Origin of the sequence: Novosphingopyxis baekryungensis DSM 16222, assembly GCF_000420305.1 — a bacterium.
In the GTDB taxonomy this organism is placed as follows: Bacteria; Pseudomonadota; Alphaproteobacteria; order Sphingomonadales; family Sphingomonadaceae; genus Novosphingopyxis; species Novosphingopyxis baekryungensis.
In genome coordinates, this window is sequence record NZ_ATUR01000003.1 from 86,134 (window position 1) to 105,731 (window position 19,598).

The following is a 19,598-nucleotide window of genomic DNA, read 5'->3' on the forward strand; positions in this document are numbered from 1 at the left end:
GACGTCAAATCCGTTCCCTGATAATGTCCACATCGGCCGCGTGCACCTGCCGGCGCGTTCCGTCTGTCATCCGCAGGAACAGCGCCCCGTCCGATGCCAAACCGTCATAATGCCCTTCCAGCTTCTCGTCCGCACTTAGCGATACGGACAGAGGCGTGCCGATAGCATGAGCGCGCGATTCCCAGTCAGCCAATGTTCTCTGCAATGGCTCGGCGCGCCAACGCGCGAGCTTTTCGGCAAAATTCCTAGCCAGATCGACCAGTAACGCCGCAGGATCGAAAGGCGCAGCCGATCCGTCGTGGAAGCTGGCCGTCAGCCGGCCGGCAATTTCCGGAGCGGACGCCAGATTCACTCCAATCCCAAGAACGACGCCATCTTTCTCCCGCTCCAGCAGCATGCCTGCGCACTTGGCGCCGTTCAACAAAAGGTCGTTGGGCCATTTCAGCTTAAGCTCATGCGGTCCGCCAAGTGGTGCCAAGGTCACATGGGCGGCAATGCCGATCACGAACGCCAGACTTGCGGCTGATGGATCCTCCGCCCGCAATCGCACAAGCGTGCTGGCATAAAGATTGCCGACGGGGCTCTGCCACTGCCGCCCCTGCCTGCCGCGACCGCCGCTCTGCACATCGGCACGAAGCCAATATCCTTCGGACGCCCCTGCCCTTGCAAGAGCCATGACGTCGTCGTTGGTCGACGCTGTGAGCGCGACGCTATCGATGCGCGGGATCAGAAGAGCGCCGAGGCGGCGTTATTGGCGAAGCCGCCGAGCAAGGGAATGGAGAAATAGCCAAGCGGTGACACTAGCAGCGCCATGATCGCACCGATCCACGCCAGCGCCTTGCCGTCTCCGGTCTGCAGCACGGTGCGGCTCTCATCGAAATACATCAGCTTGACGATTTTGATATAATAGAATGCGCCGATCACGGACGCCGCAATACCGATGACGGCCAGCGGCAACAGTCCAGCACCGATCGCGGCATCGAATACAACCACCTTGCCCCAGAAACCGAACAACGGCGGGATACCAGCAAGCGAGAACATGAAGATCGCCATGGCGAGCGCCAGACCCTTGTTGGTCTGGGAAAGCCCGGCAATATCGCTCAGTTCTTCACGCGGTTCGCCGTCGGGCCCGCGAAGCTGCATGATGCAGGCAAAGCTGCCCAAGGTCATCGCGACATAGATGCTGAGATACACAAGAACGGCAGATATGCCCTCCTGCGTTCCAGCAGCGAGGCCGATCAGCAAAAATCCGATATTGTTGATCGAGCTATATGCGAGCAGTCGCTTCAGATTGGTCTGGCCGATCGCCGCCACGCCGCCAAGAATGATGGAAGCCAATGCGATGAAAATGATGATCTGCTGCCACGCGAGTGTCTGCGTGCCAAACGCATCGACCGCCACACGGACCGTCAGTGCCGTAGCGGCCACCTTGGGCGCGCTGGCGAAAAACGCGGTAACGGGAGTCGGTGCGCCCTCATACACGTCCGGCGTCCACATGTGGAACGGCACGGCGCTGATCTTGAAGGCCAGGCCCGCCAGCACGAAAACGATGCCAAACAACGCGCCAGTCTCCATGCCACCGCCGAGCGATCCAAGCACCGCGACGAAGCTCGTCGAGCCGGTAAAGCCATACACCAGCGACATACCGAACAGCAGAATACCGCTGGCCAATGCGCCCAGCACGAAATATTTCAGCCCGGCCTCGGCGGAGCGTTCGTCGGTGCGCAGGAAACTGGCCAGCACGTATGCCGCCAGACTGTTCAGCTCCAGGCCGATATACAAGGTCAGGAAGTCGGTTGCCGATACCATCATGCCCATGCCCACACAGGCATAGAGGATGAGGATGGGATATTCCGCCCGTGCAAGGCCGGCTCGCTGGAAAAACCGCGGTGCGATCATCAACGATATGGCCGCTGCGATATAGATGAGCACATGACCGAAATCGCTGAACTGGTCTCCGCTATAGAGGGCACCAAACGCATCGCCGGTATAGCACAGCGTGGCCACGCCTGCGGCAACGAGCAGCGCCACCGCGGAGATACTCACCGCGCGCGTCGCCTTGGCCCCGGACCATGCGGCCACCAACAGCAGGACAAGTCCACCAATGCTGAGAATGATCTCAGGCAGGGTTATCAGGAGCGATTGACCGTAATCCATCAATGCGCCCCCCCGGCGGCGGTATTTTCATGATGTTCTTCACGAACCGTGCGGAAACGCTCGGTCCAACCCACATTCTCGACAAGCTGGGAATCGCTTGCCGGCTTGGCGCGATCGATCCGCTCGACGATCATCGAAACGTCCCTGCGAATAGGCTGCAGAAAGCTTTCCGGATAGATGCCCATCCAGAGCGCCGCGCCCGCCAAGGGCGCCAGCAGCCAAAGCTCCCGCATGCTCAGATCGCTCATTGCGGCAGCGTCGACATTCTTCTGCTCGCCAAAGGCAACGCGACGATAGAGATAAAGCGAGTAAGCCGCACCCAGAATGATGCCTGTCGTGCAGATCAGCGCAGCCCAGGTCGATGCCTGATAGGTGCCCGCCAGCGCCAGAAATTCGCCGACGAAACCACTGGTGCCTGGCAATCCGATCGACGCCATGGTGAACAGCAGAAAGAACACGGCATAAGTCGGCATGTTGATCGACAGGCCGCCATAACGGCTGATCTCGCGCGTATGCAGCCGATCATAGACCACACCGACGCACAGGAACAGCGCGCCCGATACCAGACCGTGGCTCAGCATCAATATGATCGAGCCTTCGAGGCCCTGCTGATTGAAGGCAAACAAACCGACCGTCACGATCGCCATATGGGCAACCGAACTGTAGGCGATCAGCTTCTTCATATCCTGCTGCACCAGCGCCACCAGCGAGGTGTAGACCACTGCGACCATCGACAGTCCGAAGATGAGCCACATGAACTGCGCAGACGCTTCCGGGAACATTGGCAGCGAGAAGCGGAGCATGCCGTAACCGCCAAGTTTCAGCAGCACACCTGCCAGAATGACGGAGCCAGCGGTTGGCGCCTGAACATGGGCGTCCGGCAGCCAGGTATGAACGGGCCACATTGGCATCTTCACCGCGAAGCTGGCGAAGAATGCAAGCCAGAGCCACGTCTGAGCCTGCGGTGCGAAATCATACACCATCAACTCGGGAATCGCGGCCGTACCGGCGGCCCGTACCATCCACAGGATGGCGATGAGCATCAGCACCGAACCCAGCAATGTATAGAGGAAAAACTTATAGGCTGCGTAGATGCGGTCCTGCCCACCCCAGATGCCGATGATCAGATACATCGGGATCAGGCCGGCCTCGAAGAATATGTAGAACAGGAAGATATCCTGCGCCGCGAAGACACCGATTACCAACGTCTCCATGAACAGGAACGCGGACATATATTCCGGTACCCGCTTGGCAATCGCGTTCCAGCTCGCACCAATGCAGATCGGCATCAGAAACACCGTCAGCATGATCAGCATGAGCGCGATACCATCGATGCCGAGCGCGTAGGAAAACGGCCCGAAAATATCCGCGCGTTCGACAAACTGCCACTGCGCACCGGCTGGATCATAGCTCGCCCACAGCACGATCCCGATAACGAAATTGATCAGGGTTGCCAGAAGCGCGACGAGGCGCGCAGCGCTGGCACCGACGAACAGACAGACTGCGGCGCCAACAAGCGGGACAGCCAGCAACAGCGATAGAATGGGGAAACCGATATCGCTCATGTCAGCGCACCATGACCCAAGTGACGAGCCCGACCAGGCCAAGCAGCATCACAAGCGCGTAAGAATAAAGATAGCCGGACTGGAAGCGCACAGCGAGGCCAGAGCTCGACCGCACGACATTGGCAACGCCGTCCGGGCCGAAGCGATCGATCACGCCCTTGTCGCCTCCCTTCCAGAATATACGACCGAACCAGAAGGCCGGGCGCACAAAGATGAGGGTGTACAGCTCATCGAAATACCATTTATTGAGCAGGAATTTGTAAAGCGGGCTCAGGTTTTCCGCCACCTGCCGCGGTGCATCGGTCTCACGCAGATACATGAGCGCTGCCACGAGAAGGCCGAGCAACATCGCCGCCGTGGACGACCATTTCACCCAAGTCGGCACTTCGTGCATGGCGTGCATCAGCGGTTCGTTGAACGCCAGGCTACCCTGCCAGAAGGCACCGGCCGTTTCCGGCTCGACGAAGAAATTGTGGAAGACAAAGCCCGCAAAAACAGCGCCAACGGACAGAACGATCAGCGGTATCAGCATGCTGAGCGGACTTTCATGCGGATGATAGCCACCCGTGCCGTCCGGCAACTGTTCTGCATCGGCTGCATGAGCATGTGGCGCGCTGCCAGCATCTTCCTGCGCCGGAGGGTTATCGGCAGCAGCTTCTTCATGGGCATGCGTCGCATGATCCACATCATTATGATGGCCGTGGATAGCGTGCTGAATATGTTCGCTATCGGCCCAGCGCGGCTTGCCCCAGAAGGTCAGGAACATCAGCCTCCAGCTATAGAAACTGGTCAGCAGGGCCGCGGAAACGCCCATGAACCAGGCATAGCCGGCATAAGGCGCGTCGGCTGCAAAGGCGACTTCGATGATCGCGTCCTTGGAATAGAAACCGGCGAAACCGCCCAGCCCCACGATTCCCACGCCGGTGATCGCCAAGGTGCCAGCCATCATGCCCCAGAAGGTGACCGGGATCTGTTTGCGCAGGCCGCCGTAGAACCGCATATCCTGCTCATGGTGCATGGCGTGGATGACCGAGCCAGCCCCAAGGAACAGCAGCGCCTTGAAGAAAGCGTGCGTGAACAGATGGAACATCGCCGCACCATAGGCACCAACGCCCGCGGCAAAGAACATATAGCCAAGCTGCGAACAGGTGGAATAGGCGATGACCCGCTTGATATCCGTCTGCACCAGACCGATCGTTGCAGCGAAAATGGCCGTGGTGGCCCCGACGATGGTGACGAAATTCAGCGCAAACTGGCTGGTTTCGAACAAGGGCGAGAGCCGGCAGACCATAAACACACCGGCGGTTACCATTGTGGCGGCATGGATCAGCGCGGAAACGGGCGTCGGCCCCTCCATCGCATCCGGCAACCATGTGTGAAGACCCAACTGGGCCGATTTGCCCATCGCTCCGATGAACAGCAGGATGCACAGCAGGCTCATCGTATCCACCCGCAGGCCGAGGAAGCCGATGCTCGACCCCGCCTGATCCGGCGCTGCGACCAGAATCTCCGGGATCGAAACCGTCCCGAACACCAGAAACACGCCGAAAATCCCGAGCATGAAGCCCAGATCGCCAACCCGGTTGACGACAAAGGCCTTGATCGCCGCAGCGCTTGCGCTGGGCTTGCGGAACCAGAAACCGATCAGAAGATAGGATGCCAGGCCGACGCCTTCCCATCCGAAGAACATCTGGACCAGATTGTCCGCCGTAACCAGCATCAGCATGGCAAAGGTGAACAGCGAGAGATAGGCGAAAAACCGCGGTTGATCCGGGTCCTCGTCCATATAGCCCCAGCTGTAGAGATGCACGAGCGCAGAGACGCTGGTGATCACGACCAGCATGACCGCGGTCAATGTATCGACGCGCAGCGCCCAGTCGAAATCGAAACCGCCGGAGCGCACCCACGTCATGACCGGTTGCACATAGGCGCTTTCATTGCCGGACATGAAAGCCAGGAAAATGGGCCAGCTCAGCGCGCAGGACACAAATAGCGCCCCCGTCGTCAACACCTTGGCGGGTACATTGCCGATGGATCGGTTGGCCAGTCCGGCCACAATCGCCGCGAGCAGCGGCAGAAATACGATGATCTGAATCACGGCGCGCGTCAGCCCTTCATCCGGTTGACGTCATCGACCGCGATGGTGCCACGGCCACGGAAATAGATGACGAGAATGGCCAGGCCGATGGCTGCTTCGCCCGCCGCAACGGTCAGCACGAACATGGCGAAAATCTGCCCGGTCAGATCCTGCAACGCGCTGGAAAAGGCCACCAAGTTGATATTCACCGCCAGGAGAATGAGCTCGATTGCCATCAGGATGATGATCACATTTTTGCGATTCAGAAAAATGCCGAGCACACCCATCACGAACAGGATCGAGCTGACCACGAGATAATGTTCGATGCCGATCATAGGTCGACCCCCTGCCCGATTTCCGGCGTCAGATTTCGCACCGCATCTTGCGGACGACGGCGGACTTGCTTGGCCACATTCTGCGGCCGCGTGCCGCTACGCTTGCGATGGGTCAGCACGATCGCACCGATCATGGCCACGAGCAATATGAGCCCGGCAGCTTCGAACAGGAAAACATATTTGGTGTAGAGGAGCGCGCCGATCGCCTCGAGATTGGGCACCGCCGCATCCACGGGCGCGCTCGTCGCCGTGCCGAGCTTGATCGCTCCGGCACGAAACGCCTCGAGGCCCAGAACCAGTTCGATGGCGAGGAAGACCGCCAGCACAATGCCAAAGAAAAGATAGCGGGCAAAGCCAGCGCGCAGCTCGGCAAAGTCGATGTCGAGCATCATGACCACGAACAGGAACAGCACCGCGACCGCGCCGACATATACAATGACGAGCAGCATCGCGATGAACTCGGCCCCCGCAAGCACCATCAACCCCGCGGCGTTGAAAAACGCGAGAATGAGCCACAGCACGCTGTGCACCGGGTTCTTCGCGAAGATCGTGAACGCGCCCGAAAGCAACACGATGGTGGCGAACAGATAAAAGGCAAAGGTCTGGATCAACGTCCCTGCATATCCCTTTTGAGCCCCATAGACGCTGCCAGCATCGGCACCGCCATCTCGTTACGAAATGCCCGTCATCATATTCGGGGCTCGGGGATTCACATTATTGTTTGTCGTTTGAATCGGTCTGGCGGCGGCTTAGCGATAGGGCGCATCGGCGGCAAGGTTCGCGGCGATGGCGCGCTCCCATTTATCGCCATTCTCCAGCAATTTTCCCTTATCGTAGATCAATTCCTCGCGGGTTTCCGTCGAATATTCGAAATTCGGCCCCTCAACAATTGCATCGACCGGGCAGGCTTCCTGACAGAAACCGCAATAGATGCACTTGGTCATGTCGATATCATAGCGCGTCGTGCGCCGCGAACCGTCATCGCGTGGCTCGGCTTCGATCGTGATCGCCTGGGCCGGGCACACCGCCTCACACAGCTTGCAGGCAATACACCGCTCTTCGCCATTGGGATAGCGCCGCAGAGCGTGCTCGCCGCGAAAGCGCGGGCTCAGCGCGTTTTTCTCATAGGGATAGTTGATCGTCGCCTTCGGCTTGAAGAAATATTGCAGCGTCAGCCAGTGCGCCTTCAAAAATTCCCAAAGCGTATAGGCTTTGACGGTCTGTGCGAAGCTCATGAGAGCGCTCCATAACGGGTGATCATCAAATAGCCGGACACCAGGAATACCCAGAACAGGCTGATCGGGAGAAATATCTTCCAGCCCAGACGCATCAGCTGATCGTAGCGATAGCGCGGGACAGTCGCCTTGACCCAGCTGAACATGAAAAAGCAGATGCCGATTTTCAGGAAGAACCAGATGATGCCGGGCACATAGTAAAGCGGTGCCCAGTCGACCGGCGGCAGCCATCCACCCCAGAAAAGCAGCGCATTGAGCGCGCACATCAGGATAACATTGGCATATTCGCCCAGCCAGAACAGCGCGAACGCCATTGAGCTATATTCAGTCTGATACCCGGCGACGAGCTCCGATTCCGCCTCGGTCAGATCGAATGGGGCGCGGGCAGTTTCTGCAAGCGACGAAATGAAGAAAAGCACCGCAATCGGGAAGAGCAGCGGGTTCAGCGCATTGGCGTTGAATATGCCGAGAATGGTACCGCGCTGGGCATCGATAATGCCGCCCAGATTAGACGTTCCCGCCCACAGGATCACGCTGATCAGGATAAAGCCGATCGAGACTTCATAGCTGATCATCTGCGCTGCGGCGCGCATCGCCGAGAAGAAGGGATATTTGGAATTGGAGGCCCAACCGGAGATCACCACGCCGTACACGCCGAGCGAACTGATCGCGAGCACATAGAGCAGGCCGACATTGATATCCGCCAGCACCATGCCCGGCCCGAACGGGATTACTGCCCAGGCAAGCAGCGCCACCGTAAAGGTGATGATCGGCGCCATCAGGAAAAGGCCGCGATTGGATGCGGAGGGAATGATCGTTTCCTGCAGGAAAACCTTCAGACCATCGGCAAAGCTCTGCAGCAGACCGAAAGGACCGACGACATTGGGCCCCTTGCGTAGCGCGATTGCCGCCCAGATCTTGCGATCGGCATAGATAATCATCGCCACTGCCAGCATCAGCGGCAGCGCGATAAGCAGGATCAGGATCAGGTTCGCGACGAACCAGCCAAAGCCGGCGCCGAGATGGGTCTGGAAAAACTCGGTCATTCCGCAGCCTCCAGCATATCGACGCCATGGACCAGTTCGGCCGAGCAGCGATTCATCGTCTCGCTGGCGCGGCAGATGGCGTTGGTCAAATAATAGTCACGAATGGGATAGCTCGGGACCCCGCTGGGGCTGTCGGCCAGCTTCGGCGGTGCCCAATCATACGGCACCAGGCCTTCATCCGCGAGCGCAGGCACATCCGCAAACATCGCCGCGCGAAGGCCATCGAAATCGTCAAACGGCAAGCGATGACCCAATATGTCCGACAAAGCGCGGAAAATTGCCCAATCTTCGCGCGCATCGCCCGGTGCGAACACCGCCTTGGCGCTGCGCTGAACCCGGCCTTCGATATTGACGTACGTACCCGCTTTTTCGGGATAGGCCGCAGCCGGCAAAATGACGTCCGCCGCATGCGCGCCAGCATCGCCATGATGGCCGACATACACCTTGAAGCTGCTGTCGAACTGGCTGAAATCCACCTCGTCCGCGCCAAGGAAAAAGGCCAGCTTTGGCTTGCCACGCACGATATCGGCAATTCCGCCCGCCTGCGCATAGCCAAGCATCAGTCCGCCCATGCGCGCGGCCGAGGTGTGCAGCAGGTTGAAGCCATTCCAGCCTTCGCGCACCATCTTGAATTGATCGGCCAGCTTCAACGCGGCGCCATGCGCTCCATCGATGGTCAACGCGCCTGGACCAAGAATGAGGGCCGGTCGCTCGGCACCCTCCAATGCATCAGCCAGGGCCTGCGGCAGGCTGGACAGCCCGGCAAGATCATCTCCCAGCCACTGAACCTTGTAGGTCAGATCGGTTTCGGCGCCGAAAGCAAATATCTTGGCGCCGCGCTTGATCGCCTTGCGGATGCGGGTGTTTACCAGCGGCGCCTCATGGCGCGGATTGCTGCCGATCAGCAACACCACATCGGCATGCTCCAGATCGGCGAGCGGCGTGTTGAAACGCACGGCATCGAGACTGGTGACGTCATAGGACATGCCGGTCTGCCGACCTTCCAACTGGTCCGATCCCATCGATTTCAACAGCGCCTTGGCGGCGTACATCGTTTCGCAATCCACCTGATCGCCGGCAATGGCCGCAACGGACGAACCGGCGTTCACATCGGCGATGGCCTGAAACGCATCCTGCCAGCTGACAGGCTGAAGCGTGCCATCGCGGCGGACATAGGGCTTGTCGAGGCGGCGGCGCATCAGCCCGTCGATGGCGTAACGCGCCTTGTCGGTCGCCCATTCCTCGTTCACATCGTCATTCACACGCGGCAGCACGCGCAGCACTTCGCGGCCACGCGCGCCGAACTGGATGTTGGTGCCGACGGCGTCCATCACGTCGATGCCGAGCGTCTTCTTCAATTCCCAGGGCCGCGCTTCGAACGCATAGGGCTTGCTGGTCAGCGCGCCGACCGGGCACAGATCCACCACATTGCCCGAAAGCTCGGACTGCACGGCATGTTCGAGGTAGGAGGTGATCTGCATATTCTCACCACGCCCGATCGCGCCGATATCCTCGACACCGGCCACTTCCTCGGCAAAGCGCACGCAGCGGGTGCAGTGAATGCAGCGGGTCATGATCGTCTTCACGATCGGCCCCATATATTTCTCGGTCACCGCGCGCTTGTTCAGCTCATAGCGGCTGCGACCCTTGCCATAGGCCATGGCCTGATCCTGCAGATCGCACTCTCCGCCCTGATCGCAGATCGGGCAATCAAGTGGATGATTGATCAGCAAAAACTCCATCACGCCTTCGCGGGCGTGCTTGACCATCTCGCTATCGGTGCGGATTTCCTGGCCGTCGGCGGCAGGCAAGGCGCAACTCGCCTGCGGCTTGGGCGGCCCAGGCTTCACTTCGACCAGGCACATCCGGCAATTGCCGGCGATGCTCAGCCGCTCATGATAGCAGAAGCGCGGGATTTCCTTGCCCGCCAGTTCGCACGCCTGCAGCACGGTGGCGCCAGCGGGAACTTCGATTTCCTGTCCGTCTACGGTGACTTTAGGCATTATTCCGCTGCTTCCATCATCGGCGTATCGCCATTGCGTTCATGAATCCGCCGCTCGATTTCGGGACGGAAATGCTTGATCAGCCCCTGGATCGGCCAGGCCGCCGCATCGCCGAGTGCGCAGATGGTGTGGCCTTCGATCTGTTTGGTGACCTGATGCAGCATGTCGATGTCGGAAATCTCGGCATCGCCAGTGCGCAGCTTTTCCATCACGCGCCACATCCAGCCCGTGCCTTCGCGGCACGGTGTGCACTGACCGCAGCTCTCATGCTTGTAGAAATAGCTGATGCGGCTGATGGCCTGCACGATGTCGGTCGAACGATCCATGACGATGACCGCCGCCGTGCCAAGACCGGAACCGACCGCTTTCAGACCGTCGAAATCCATCGGCGCGTCCATGATCTGCTCGGCGGGCACCAGTGGAACCGATGAGCCGCCGGGAATGACGGCCAGCAGATTGTCCCAACCGCCGCGAATACCGCCGCAATGCTTTTCGATCAGATCGCGGAACGGAATGCTCATTGCCTCTTCGACGACGCAAGGCCGTTCGACATGGCCGCTGATCTGATAGAGCTTGGTGCCGTGATTGTTCTCACGGCCGAAGCTCGAGAACCAGGCCGCTCCGCGGCGCAGGATCGTCGGCACCACCGCAATGCTCTCGACATTGTTCACCGTGGTCGGGCAGCCATAAAGACCGGCACCGGCAGGGAATGGTGGCTTGAGGCGCGGTTGACCCTTTTTGCCTTCAAGGCTCTCGATCATCGCGGTTTCTTCACCGCAGATATAGGCGCCGGCACCGCGGTGCAGATAGACGTCGAAATCATAGCCGGACTTCGATGCGTTCTTGCCGATCAAGCCTGCATCATAGGCCTGCGCAATCGCAGCCTCCATGACCTCTGCCTCGCGAATATATTCACCGCGGACGTAGATATAGGCGGCGCGCGCGCGCATCGCGAAACCGGCGATCAGCGCACCCTCGATCAGCTTGTGCGGATCGTGGCGCAGAATCTCGCGGTCCTTGCAGCTGCCCGGCTCGGACTCGTCGGCATTGATGACGAGAAAGCTGGGGCGACCGTCCTTCGATTCCTTGGGCATGAACGACCATTTGAGACCAGTCGGAAATCCTGCCCCGCCGCGGCCGCGCAGGCCCGACGCCTTCATCTCCTCGATGATCTTGTCCTGCCCGCGCTCGATCAGCGCCTTGGTATCATCCCAATCACCGCGCGCTTCCGCCGCCTTCAGGCCCCAATCCTGGAAGCCGTAGACATTGGTGAAAATCCGATCCTTGTCGGCGAGAAAGTCAAAACTCATGCCCCGCCTCCCATGGCGAAATAGATGCCCACGGCTAGCGCGATGGCGATGATGATCCCGAATGTCTTCACGACGCCTGTCAGCAGCTTGAGCGCGATAAAAAGGACGATAAGGCCGATGATGATCGGAAGAACAAGCTCCATCACCATTCGCCCCGATAATCATGATTGGCGTCGACCATGGCGGTCAACGTGGTCGGGCCTCCCACCGGTTCGGACGTATGGCGGCCTTCGATCTGCGTTCCGGCCTTGGGGCTTTCGCCATTGGCCAGAGCATCGAGCACCTTCATGGTCTTGTCGTAATCCAGATCTTCGAAATTGTCGTCATTGATCTGAACCATCGGCGCGGTGGCACAATTGCCCATGCACTCGACCTCGGTCAGCGTGAACATGCCGTCTGGCGTGGTTTTGCCCTTCACCATGCCCTTGTTCTTGCAGGCGGCCATGACATCGTCAGAGCCGCGCAGAAGGCACGGCGTGGTGCCACACACCTGCACATGATAGCGGCCGACCGGCTCAAGATTGTACATGGTGTAAAAGGTCGCGACCTCATAGGCGCGGATATAGGGCATATCGAGCTGCGCGGCGACATATTCGATCACCGGCACCGGCAGCCAGCCTTGCGTCTGCGTGTCCGCACCGATCTGCCGCTGGGCCAAATCGAGCAACGGCATCACCGCTGAGCGCTGCCGCCCCTCCGGATAGCGCGCGATATACATTTTGGCTTTTTCGGCATTCTCGGCCGTCCATGCGAAGTCGGCATAGGGACGCTCGTCGGCCGCCAAGGGATCAGCAATCTGCTTTTCATTGGCGTAGGTTGGACCGCTCATCGATCACTCTCCCCGAACACCACATCGATCGCGCCCAGGATGGCGGTCGCGTCCGGCAGCATATGGCCCTTGGTCATATAATCCATTGCCTGCAGATGACTGAATGCGGTCGGGCGGATCTTGCACCGATAGGGTTTGTTCGATCCGTCCGAGACGAGATACACGCCGAACTCGCCCTTGGGGCTTTCTGTGGCGACGTAAACCTCACCCTCGGGCACGTGGAAGCCCTCGGTGTAGAGTTTGAAATGGTGGATCAACGCTTCCATCGACTGCTTCATCTCGGCGCGCTTGGGCGGCACGATCTTGCGGTCGTCGCTGGCAATCGGCCCTTCCGGCATCTCGGCCAGACATTGTTTCATGATACGTGCGGACTGCCGACATTCCTCGACGCGCACCATCATCCGGTCATAGCAATCGCCATTGGTGCCGACCGGCACGTCGAAATCCATGCGATCATAGACATCATAGGGCTGCGACTTGCGCAGATCCCATGGAATGCCCGATCCGCGGATCATGGGTCCGGAAAAACCGCGCGCAATCGCTTCGTCACGCGGCACCACGGCAATGTCCACATTGCGCTGCTTGAAAATGCGGTTGTCGGCCACCAGGCTGATCGCGTCCTCGAACAGCTTGGGGAATTTGGTATCGAGCCAATCACCGATATCGGTGAGCAGCTTCAACGGTACGTCCTGATGCACGCCGCCGGGCCGGAAATAGGCCATATGCATGCGCGCGCCCGAAGCACGCTCGAAAAAGCCCATGCAGTCTTCGCGGATCTCGAACAACCACAGGTTCGGCGTCATCGCGCCCACATCCATGACATGGCTGCCGAGGTTGAGCAGATGATTGGAGATGCGGGTCAGTTCGGCAAAGAACACGCGCAGATATTGCGCGCGGATCGGCACTTCGAGATCGAGCAGCTTCTCGATGGCCAGCACATAGCTATGCTCCATGCACAGCGGCGAGCAGTAATCGAGCCGGTCGAAATAAGGCAGCGCTTGAAGATAGGTCTTATACTCGATCAGCTTCTCAGTGCCGCGATGCAGCAATCCCACATGCGGATCGACACGCTCGACGATCTCGCCATCCAACTCCATGACCATGCGCAGCACGCCATGGGCCGCAGGATGCTGCGGACCGAAATTGATCGTATAATTCTGGATGTCGGTGTCACCCAGCGTCGGGTCGGCGCCGTCAGTCTCATGCCGCATCTCTTCGAGATAGTCCGCCATCAGTCCTTGTCCTTCCCGTCACCATCGACGGTTTTTTCGGGTTCATGCTGCTTGGCATGGCCACCCTTTGTCTGGTCCGGCGCATCAAGGTCCTTCGCGCCGCTGTCTTTCACAGCCGGACTGCCTTCGGAGACGGTCTTGGACGCCTCTTTCTCGGCAGCCTTGCCGGCGCCGGTATCGGCGGGCTTGTCGGTCTTCTTCGGCTTGTCGACGCCGTCACCGGTTGTCGATTTCTCGTCGCCGGGCAGGACATAATCGGCGCCTTCCCACGGACTCATGAAATCGAAACTGCGGAAGTCCTGTGCCAGCTCGACCGGCTCGTACACCACGCGCTGCTGCTCTTCGGAATAGCGCATCTCGACATAGCCGGTCAGCGGGAAATCCTTGCGGAAAGGATGGCCGCGAAAGCCATAATCGGTGAGGATACGGCGAAGATCGGGATGTCCCGAGAACAGCACACCGTACATGTCGAACACTTCCCGCTCCAGCCAGTCGGCATTCGGCCAGACGACGGTTGCGGTCGGCACCGGGGTGTCTTCATCCGTGGCAACCTTCACGCGAATACGGTGATTCCTGGTCAGGCTGAGCAGATGGTAGCACACCTCGAACCGTTCCGGACGGTCAGGATAATCGACGCCAGCGATCTCGGCCAGCATCTGATAGGCATGATCGTCGCGCAGCAGGCGCAGCGCATCGGCAATGCTGTCGCGCACCACGGTGATGCTGATCTCGCCATGGCTGTCCTTGCCCTCGACGAACATGTCGCCGAGCGCGGCGGACAATGTGTCGAGCACACCCTCATTCGAGGCATATTTCGGTGCGGAATGCAGCACGGCCATCGTCAGTTCCCGCCCCTCAACGCTCGATCGTGCCGATGCGGCGGATCTTCCGCTGCAACTGCATCACGCCATATAGCAAGGCTTCCGCCGTGGGCGGGCAACCTGGCACGTAGATATCGACCGGCACGATCCGGTCGCAACCACGAACAACCGAATAGCTGTAGTGATAATAGCCGCCGCCATTGGCGCAACTGCCCATCGAAATCACATATTTCGGATCGGACATCTGGTCATAGACCGTGCGCAGCGCGGGTGCCATCTTGTTGCACAGCGTTCCAGCCACGATCATCACGTCGCTCTGACGCGGGGATGCGCGCGGCGCTGCGCCGAAGCGCTCCATGTCATACCGCGGCATGTTGACGTGGATCATCTCGACAGCGCAGCAGGCAAGACCGAAGGTCATCCACCACAGCGAACCCGTGCGGGCCCACTGAAAAAGATCTTCGGTGCTGGTAACAAGGAAACCCTTGTCCTGCACTTCGCTGTTCAGCTCATTATAAAACCCTGCGTCGGGCGGCGTAACCTCACCCTGCCCGCGCGGCCCCCAGTTCTGGCCGGGCGTGTTCTGCTCGGTATCGGCGATCATTCCCATTCCAGCGCTCCCACTTTCCAGGCGTAGATGAAGCCGATGATCAGCTCAAACAGGAACACCATCATCGTGGCCCAGCCAGCAATACCGATCTCTTCCAGGCTAACTGCCCAGGGAAAAAGGAACGCAGCTTCCAGATCGAAGATGATGAACAGGATCGCCACCAGATAAAAGCGCACATCGAACTGGCTGCGCGAATCCTCGAACGCGGGAAAACCGCATTCATATTCGGCCAGCTTCGCCGCTGTCGGCTTGTGCGCGCCGGTCAGCCGCGCAACGCCCATAGGCAGAAACACGAAGATTGACGAGATGGCGATGGCAACGCCCAGAAACAGCAAGATGGGCAGATATTGAGAGAGGTCGACCACGAAGGTTCATCCATTGTTGGTTTGGCCATGCTTCTAGGCAGCTAAACCGCCGCCCGCAAGGGCGCGGCAGCGGAAAACATCGTGACGAAAGCGCAACCAGATTGGCGCGCCGCCGGCTCAGGCAGCTGCCTCACGCTGCTTCTTGAGCGCCTGTGCCAGCAGTTTGTGCAGCTTGCTGTGCAAGGCGTCGTTGCCGGCCAGCACCTGGCGATCGGCAATCGCGGGGCTGCGTCCGCGAAAGTCGGTCACGAAACCACCGGCTTCCCGCACCATCAGACAGCCTGCCGCGGTATCCCAAGGGGAAAGATCGCTCTCCCAGAACCCGTCATAGCGGCCCGCCGCCAGCCAAGCGAGATCGAGCGAAGCGGCGCCGAAACGCCGGATGCCAGCCACCTGCGGGCGAATGGCACCGAAGATCGCATGCCATTCATCCATATTGCCATGGCCCTTATAGGGCACGCCCGTTGCGATCAGGGACTCGCTCAGGTCGCGGCGCGCAGAAACGCGCAGACGGCGATCGCCCAGCCAGGCACCGCGATTGCGCTCCGCCCAATAGCTCTCATCCGTCAACGGCTGATAAATGAGGCAGGCGAACACATCGCCCCAGCTTCCATCGGGATTGCACTCCTGCGCCGCAATCGAGATCGCGAAATGCGGGATGGAGTGCAGGAAGTTGCTGGTGCCATCCAGCGGATCGATCACGAAGCGCGGCTCGCCCGGCTCCCCTTCGATCGTGCCGCCCTCTTCCAGTTCGAAGCCCCAGCCGGGGCGCGCCTTCAAAAGCTCGTCATAGAGCGTGCGCTCCGACTTCTGATCGGCTTTCGACACGAAATCCGCCGGGCCCTTTTTGGAGACCTGCAGATGCTCGACTTCGCTGAAGTCACGGCGGAGGCGCGTGCCGGCCTTGCGGGCGGCACGTTCCATAACCGTGATGAGACCGGTTTTGGCTGGCATCAGCGGCTTTCTGGCGTTGGCGTTGCGGGTGCGGACTGCTCTGCCGCGGCAGCCTTGCCATTCTGACGCGCACCGCAAACGGTCGCCGCGACAGCGTAGATGACGCCCGGCTTCGTGGCGTCCAGCTCAGGATTGACCCCGAGGATGCGACCCGTTTCGGCGCTGATGGTTTTCAGTGAATTTTCGTACATGCAGCCAACCAGCGCGTTCTTCTCTTCCGCAGCAATATCCTCGCTACGCACAGCCTGGCTGAACATGCCGAAAATCACGCCGGCGCGGTCCATGGTGACCTGAGCATCCTCGTCCGGGGCTGCCGGAGCAGCCGCATCGGTCTGCGCCGATACGGCGCCGGGCAGCATCGTCGACAGGATTGCAGCAGCAAAAATGGGGAGATTGCGCATATTCATTCTGCTTTCTTCACATATTCCTTGGCGTACACATCGACCACGATGCGCGTGCCGGCGGAGATGTGCGGAGGCACCATCACACGCACGCCATTATCGAGCACGGCAGGCTTGTAGCTGGAAGAAGCTGTCTGTCCCTTGACCACGGCATCCGCCTCGACGATTTCCGCTTCCACGGTATCGGGCAGCTGCACCGAAATCGGGCGTTCGTCGTAAAGCTCCAGGGTCACATCCATGCCGTCCGAGAGGAACGGCGCTTCGTCGCCCAGCATCTCTGCGTTCAGGTTGATCTGTTCGTAGGTGTCCTTGTCCATGAACACCAGATGCTCGCCATCGGCGAACAGATACTGGAATTCCTTGGTGTCGAGACGCACCTTTTCCACCGTATCGGCCGAGCGGAAACGCACATTGGTCTTCCGCCCGTCGATCAAGTTCTTCATCTCCACCTGCATATAGGCGCCGCCCTTGCCCGGCTGGGTATGCTGGATCTTGGCGACCTTCCAGAGGCCTTTGTCATATTCCAGAATATTGCCGGGACGGATATCTACGCCGCTGATCTTCATGGGAGAGCGCACCTTGTTTCGCAGTGGAAAGAGCAGGCAGGAGCGATGGCTCCTTCCGCGAGTTGGCGGGCTTTAACGGCCTCCGCCGCGAAGAGCAATGGCTGTGGATCGATCCGTGGCGCCGGGTGGCCGGATCAATGCACAGCCAGGATGGTCCTCATCTGGCCAGCAAGGGATAGGGGTTCACCGGCTCGCCCTCGCTCCAATTATCGGATGGTTGGGCATTCAGCACCGCGAAATGAAGATGCGGACCGAAGGGGTTTGCATTGCCGGTTGCACCCACGGTCGCGATGGGCTCACCTGTCCGTACATTATCGCCTTCCCGCAGATTGTCGCGATAGGCATCCAGATGGGCGTAATAAAACATCCGCCGTCCGTCCGGCGAACGGATATAGATCGTGTTGCCGCCAAGATCGCTCCAGAAGAGTTTTTCGACCGTACCGGGCGCCGCGGCGTATACCGGGGTTCCGATGCGCGCCATGATGTCGATGGCCTCATGCGTCCGCTCGCCATTCCCGCGGGCATCGAGATATGTATCGACCAGATCGCTCTTACGAACGCCCTCGACCGGTATGGCCAGCGCGACTCCGGCATAGCTACCGCCGTTGGGCTTTAAGGCCACGCGCTTGCCTTGCCCGGCCGGCATGCGGTCTGGCGATGGCCTTCCGGCTGATGCGCCAGTCATGCCAACCGCATCAGCCGCTGGGATCTCCTGCCTATCGCCCGGCGCACCCGACCCTAAAGCCAGGGGAGCAATGGGCATGCGATTCCCGAACAGAAAGAACAGCACCAGCCAGATGGCCGATGTGATGAGCACCGTCTGCGCGACGAGCCTGATATCTCTCCACCGGTTCTTCATTTGCGCTGCGTCTCGTTCAGGCCTGGAAATGCGCCTTGGTGCCGCTGTGTACCATCTGCGCCAGTCGCGCGGCGTCCCAGTTGGTCAGGCGGATACAACCGTGGCTCTGCGCCGTGCCGATGGTTTCCGGAGCGGACGTGCCGTGGATACCGTAATGTTCCTTGCTGAGATCGATCCAGACGACTCCCACCGGACCGTTCGGGCCGGGCGGCAGTTGCAGCTTGTCCTTGCTGTCGCTCACGTCCCAGAACAGCTCCGGATTATAGCTGAACGGCGGGTTATAAGCCGTGCCCAGGATCTTCCAGTCGCCCAGCGGCAGCGGATCATGCTCGGACCCCATCGTGGCCGTAAATTGTGCCACCAGTTTGCCGCTCCCATCATAAGCGCGCAGTACGCCATCCGATTTGTCGACGACGATCTTGTCCACCTTCGGCTGCTCGCTGCCCACGCCCAGGCTCTGCAGGGTCTGCTGCCAACCGGCATCGTCGACAGCGCCTTTCTTCAGCGCATCCGAGCCGACATTGGGCACCGTGATCTGCTCACCAGCGGCAAATTGCTGCTTCGCGCCGTTCAGCGCGGCCAGAACCTCGGCAGTGGTATGAAACCGTTCGGCCAGCTTTTCAGCCATGTCGTTATAGCCCAGACGCTCCATCTTGGCTTGCGCTTCCGCGTCGTCCGGCACCTTCTTGAAGCTGATCTGCGACCAGTTGGCAGGGATCGTCACCTGGCGGGTTGGGGCGATATTGTCATAAGGCGCCAGTTTCCGGCGCGTGGCCTCGTCCAGCGTGCCGGACGGCGTCAGGTCATTGGCTTCCTGATATCCCGTGATCGCATTCTTGGTGCTGGCGCCGTTTTTGCCGTCGACCACGCCGGGCGAAAAGCCCATTCGATCGAGCACGACCTGCGCCTTCATCATGGGAAATTGCGGCGCGGAGGAGCTGGTCGCCGTGCTGTTGGCGGGTGCGCTATTGCCTCCAGCCTGGCTGGTGCCGGAGGCTGCAGGCGCTGCCGATACCGGCGTATCAGTGAACATGGCGTCCGGGCCGGCATCGGCTGCGGGGGCAGGATCGCGCGATGCCATGCTATCGGCCAAATTATCATCCGGCGCGGGCGCAGCCTTCTGGGCGGTATCATTGTCCGCCGCCGCGCTGCCCTCCCCGCTGTCGGCAAAATTGCAGCCCATAAGGGCCAAGGTGGCTATTGCCGTGAACGCTACTCGCATGTCTTCACTCC

Annotated in this window: 21 protein-coding genes; all 21 read right to left on the bottom strand. The window is 60.0% G+C overall.

Annotated features, from left to right (window positions below; all coding sequences use genetic code 11):
• Positions 1–4 precede the first annotated feature (4 nt).
• On the bottom strand, positions 5–730 hold the full coding sequence (locus G410_RS0104190) for a biotin--[acetyl-CoA-carboxylase] ligase (protein ID WP_051137206.1): 726 nt from the start codon (positions 728–730) through the stop codon (positions 5–7).
• Positions 727–2,157, bottom strand: a complete 1,431-nt coding sequence (gene nuoN, locus G410_RS0104195) for an NADH-quinone oxidoreductase subunit NuoN (RefSeq protein ID WP_022672403.1) — start codon at positions 2,155–2,157, stop codon at positions 727–729. Before nuoN ends, G410_RS0104190 begins: the two co-directional genes overlap by 4 nt.
• Positions 2,157–3,722, bottom strand: coding sequence for an NADH-quinone oxidoreductase subunit M (locus G410_RS15550; protein WP_022672404.1), 1,566 nt, complete (start codon positions 3,720–3,722; stop codon positions 2,157–2,159). The genes nuoN and G410_RS15550 overlap by 1 nt, the downstream gene beginning before the upstream one ends.
• Before the next feature lies 1 nt (position 3,723).
• Positions 3,724–5,820 carry an NADH-quinone oxidoreductase subunit L gene (gene nuoL / locus G410_RS0104205; RefSeq protein WP_022672405.1) on the bottom strand — a complete coding sequence of 699 codons (2,097 nt, stop codon included), beginning with the start codon at positions 5,818–5,820 and terminating at the stop codon, positions 3,724–3,726.
• Between the two features lie 8 nt (positions 5,821–5,828).
• Positions 5,829–6,134 carry an NADH-quinone oxidoreductase subunit NuoK gene (gene nuoK / locus G410_RS0104210; protein WP_022672406.1) on the bottom strand — a complete coding sequence of 102 codons (306 nt, stop codon included), beginning with the start codon at positions 6,132–6,134 and terminating at the stop codon, positions 5,829–5,831.
• A complete protein-coding gene (locus tag G410_RS0104215; protein WP_022672407.1) occupies positions 6,131–6,745 on the bottom strand; it encodes an NADH-quinone oxidoreductase subunit J in 615 nt (204 codons plus the stop codon). The genes nuoK and G410_RS0104215 overlap by 4 nt, the downstream gene beginning before the upstream one ends.
• 138 nt (positions 6,746–6,883) lie before the next feature.
• A complete protein-coding gene (gene nuoI / locus G410_RS0104220) occupies positions 6,884–7,369 on the bottom strand; it encodes an NADH-quinone oxidoreductase subunit NuoI (RefSeq protein ID WP_022672408.1) in 486 nt (161 codons plus the stop codon).
• A complete protein-coding gene (nuoH, locus tag G410_RS0104225; RefSeq protein ID WP_022672409.1) occupies positions 7,366–8,415 on the bottom strand; it encodes an NADH-quinone oxidoreductase subunit NuoH in 1,050 nt (349 codons plus the stop codon). Before nuoH ends, nuoI begins: the two co-directional genes overlap by 4 nt.
• Complete coding sequence (nuoG, locus tag G410_RS0104230; protein WP_022672410.1) at positions 8,412–10,418, bottom strand: NADH-quinone oxidoreductase subunit NuoG; 2,007 nt, start codon at positions 10,416–10,418, stop codon at positions 8,412–8,414. Before nuoG ends, nuoH begins: the two co-directional genes overlap by 4 nt.
• Positions 10,418–11,728 (bottom strand): NADH-quinone oxidoreductase subunit NuoF, encoded by a 1,311-nt coding sequence (gene nuoF / locus G410_RS0104235; RefSeq protein WP_022672411.1) that lies wholly within the window; start codon positions 11,726–11,728, stop codon positions 10,418–10,420. The genes nuoG and nuoF overlap by 1 nt, the downstream gene beginning before the upstream one ends.
• On the bottom strand, positions 11,725–11,871 hold the full coding sequence (locus G410_RS17925) for a hypothetical protein (RefSeq protein ID WP_022672412.1): 147 nt from the start codon (positions 11,869–11,871) through the stop codon (positions 11,725–11,727). Before G410_RS17925 ends, nuoF begins: the two co-directional genes overlap by 4 nt.
• Positions 11,871–12,557, bottom strand: coding sequence for a complex I 24 kDa subunit family protein (locus tag G410_RS0104245; RefSeq protein WP_022672413.1), 687 nt, complete (start codon positions 12,555–12,557; stop codon positions 11,871–11,873). The genes G410_RS17925 and G410_RS0104245 overlap by 1 nt, the downstream gene beginning before the upstream one ends.
• Positions 12,554–13,789 (bottom strand): NADH-quinone oxidoreductase subunit D, encoded by a 1,236-nt coding sequence (locus tag G410_RS0104250; RefSeq protein ID WP_022672414.1) that lies wholly within the window; start codon positions 13,787–13,789, stop codon positions 12,554–12,556. Before G410_RS0104250 ends, G410_RS0104245 begins: the two co-directional genes overlap by 4 nt.
• Entirely contained in the window at positions 13,789–14,628 is an 840-nt protein-coding gene (locus G410_RS0104255) for an NADH-quinone oxidoreductase subunit C (protein ID WP_022672415.1), read from the bottom strand. The genes G410_RS0104250 and G410_RS0104255 overlap by 1 nt, the downstream gene beginning before the upstream one ends.
• A 16-nt stretch (positions 14,629–14,644) precedes the next feature.
• Entirely contained in the window at positions 14,645–15,214 is a 570-nt protein-coding gene (locus G410_RS0104260) for a NuoB/complex I 20 kDa subunit family protein (protein WP_022672416.1), read from the bottom strand.
• Positions 15,211–15,585 (bottom strand): NADH-quinone oxidoreductase subunit A, encoded by a 375-nt coding sequence (ndhC, locus tag G410_RS0104265; protein WP_022672417.1) that lies wholly within the window; start codon positions 15,583–15,585, stop codon positions 15,211–15,213. Before ndhC ends, G410_RS0104260 begins: the two co-directional genes overlap by 4 nt.
• A gap of 117 nt (positions 15,586–15,702) precedes the next feature.
• Positions 15,703–16,539, bottom strand: a complete 837-nt coding sequence (locus G410_RS0104270; protein WP_022672418.1) for an inositol monophosphatase family protein — start codon at positions 16,537–16,539, stop codon at positions 15,703–15,705.
• Positions 16,539–16,940 carry a hypothetical protein gene (locus G410_RS0104275; RefSeq protein WP_156851848.1) on the bottom strand — a complete coding sequence of 134 codons (402 nt, stop codon included), beginning with the start codon at positions 16,938–16,940 and terminating at the stop codon, positions 16,539–16,541. Before G410_RS0104275 ends, G410_RS0104270 begins: the two co-directional genes overlap by 1 nt.
• Positions 16,941–16,942: 2 nt before the next feature.
• Positions 16,943–17,506, bottom strand: coding sequence for an elongation factor P (efp, locus tag G410_RS0104280; RefSeq protein WP_022672420.1), 564 nt, complete (start codon positions 17,504–17,506; stop codon positions 16,943–16,945).
• Between the two features lie 157 nt (positions 17,507–17,663).
• Entirely contained in the window at positions 17,664–18,128 is a 465-nt protein-coding gene (locus tag G410_RS0104285; RefSeq protein ID WP_245559295.1) for a M23 family metallopeptidase, read from the bottom strand.
• A gap of 253 nt (positions 18,129–18,381) precedes the next feature.
• Positions 18,382–19,587, bottom strand: a complete 1,206-nt coding sequence (locus tag G410_RS15555) for a L,D-transpeptidase family protein (protein ID WP_084488953.1) — start codon at positions 19,585–19,587, stop codon at positions 18,382–18,384.
• Between the last annotated feature and the right edge of the window lie 11 nt (positions 19,588–19,598).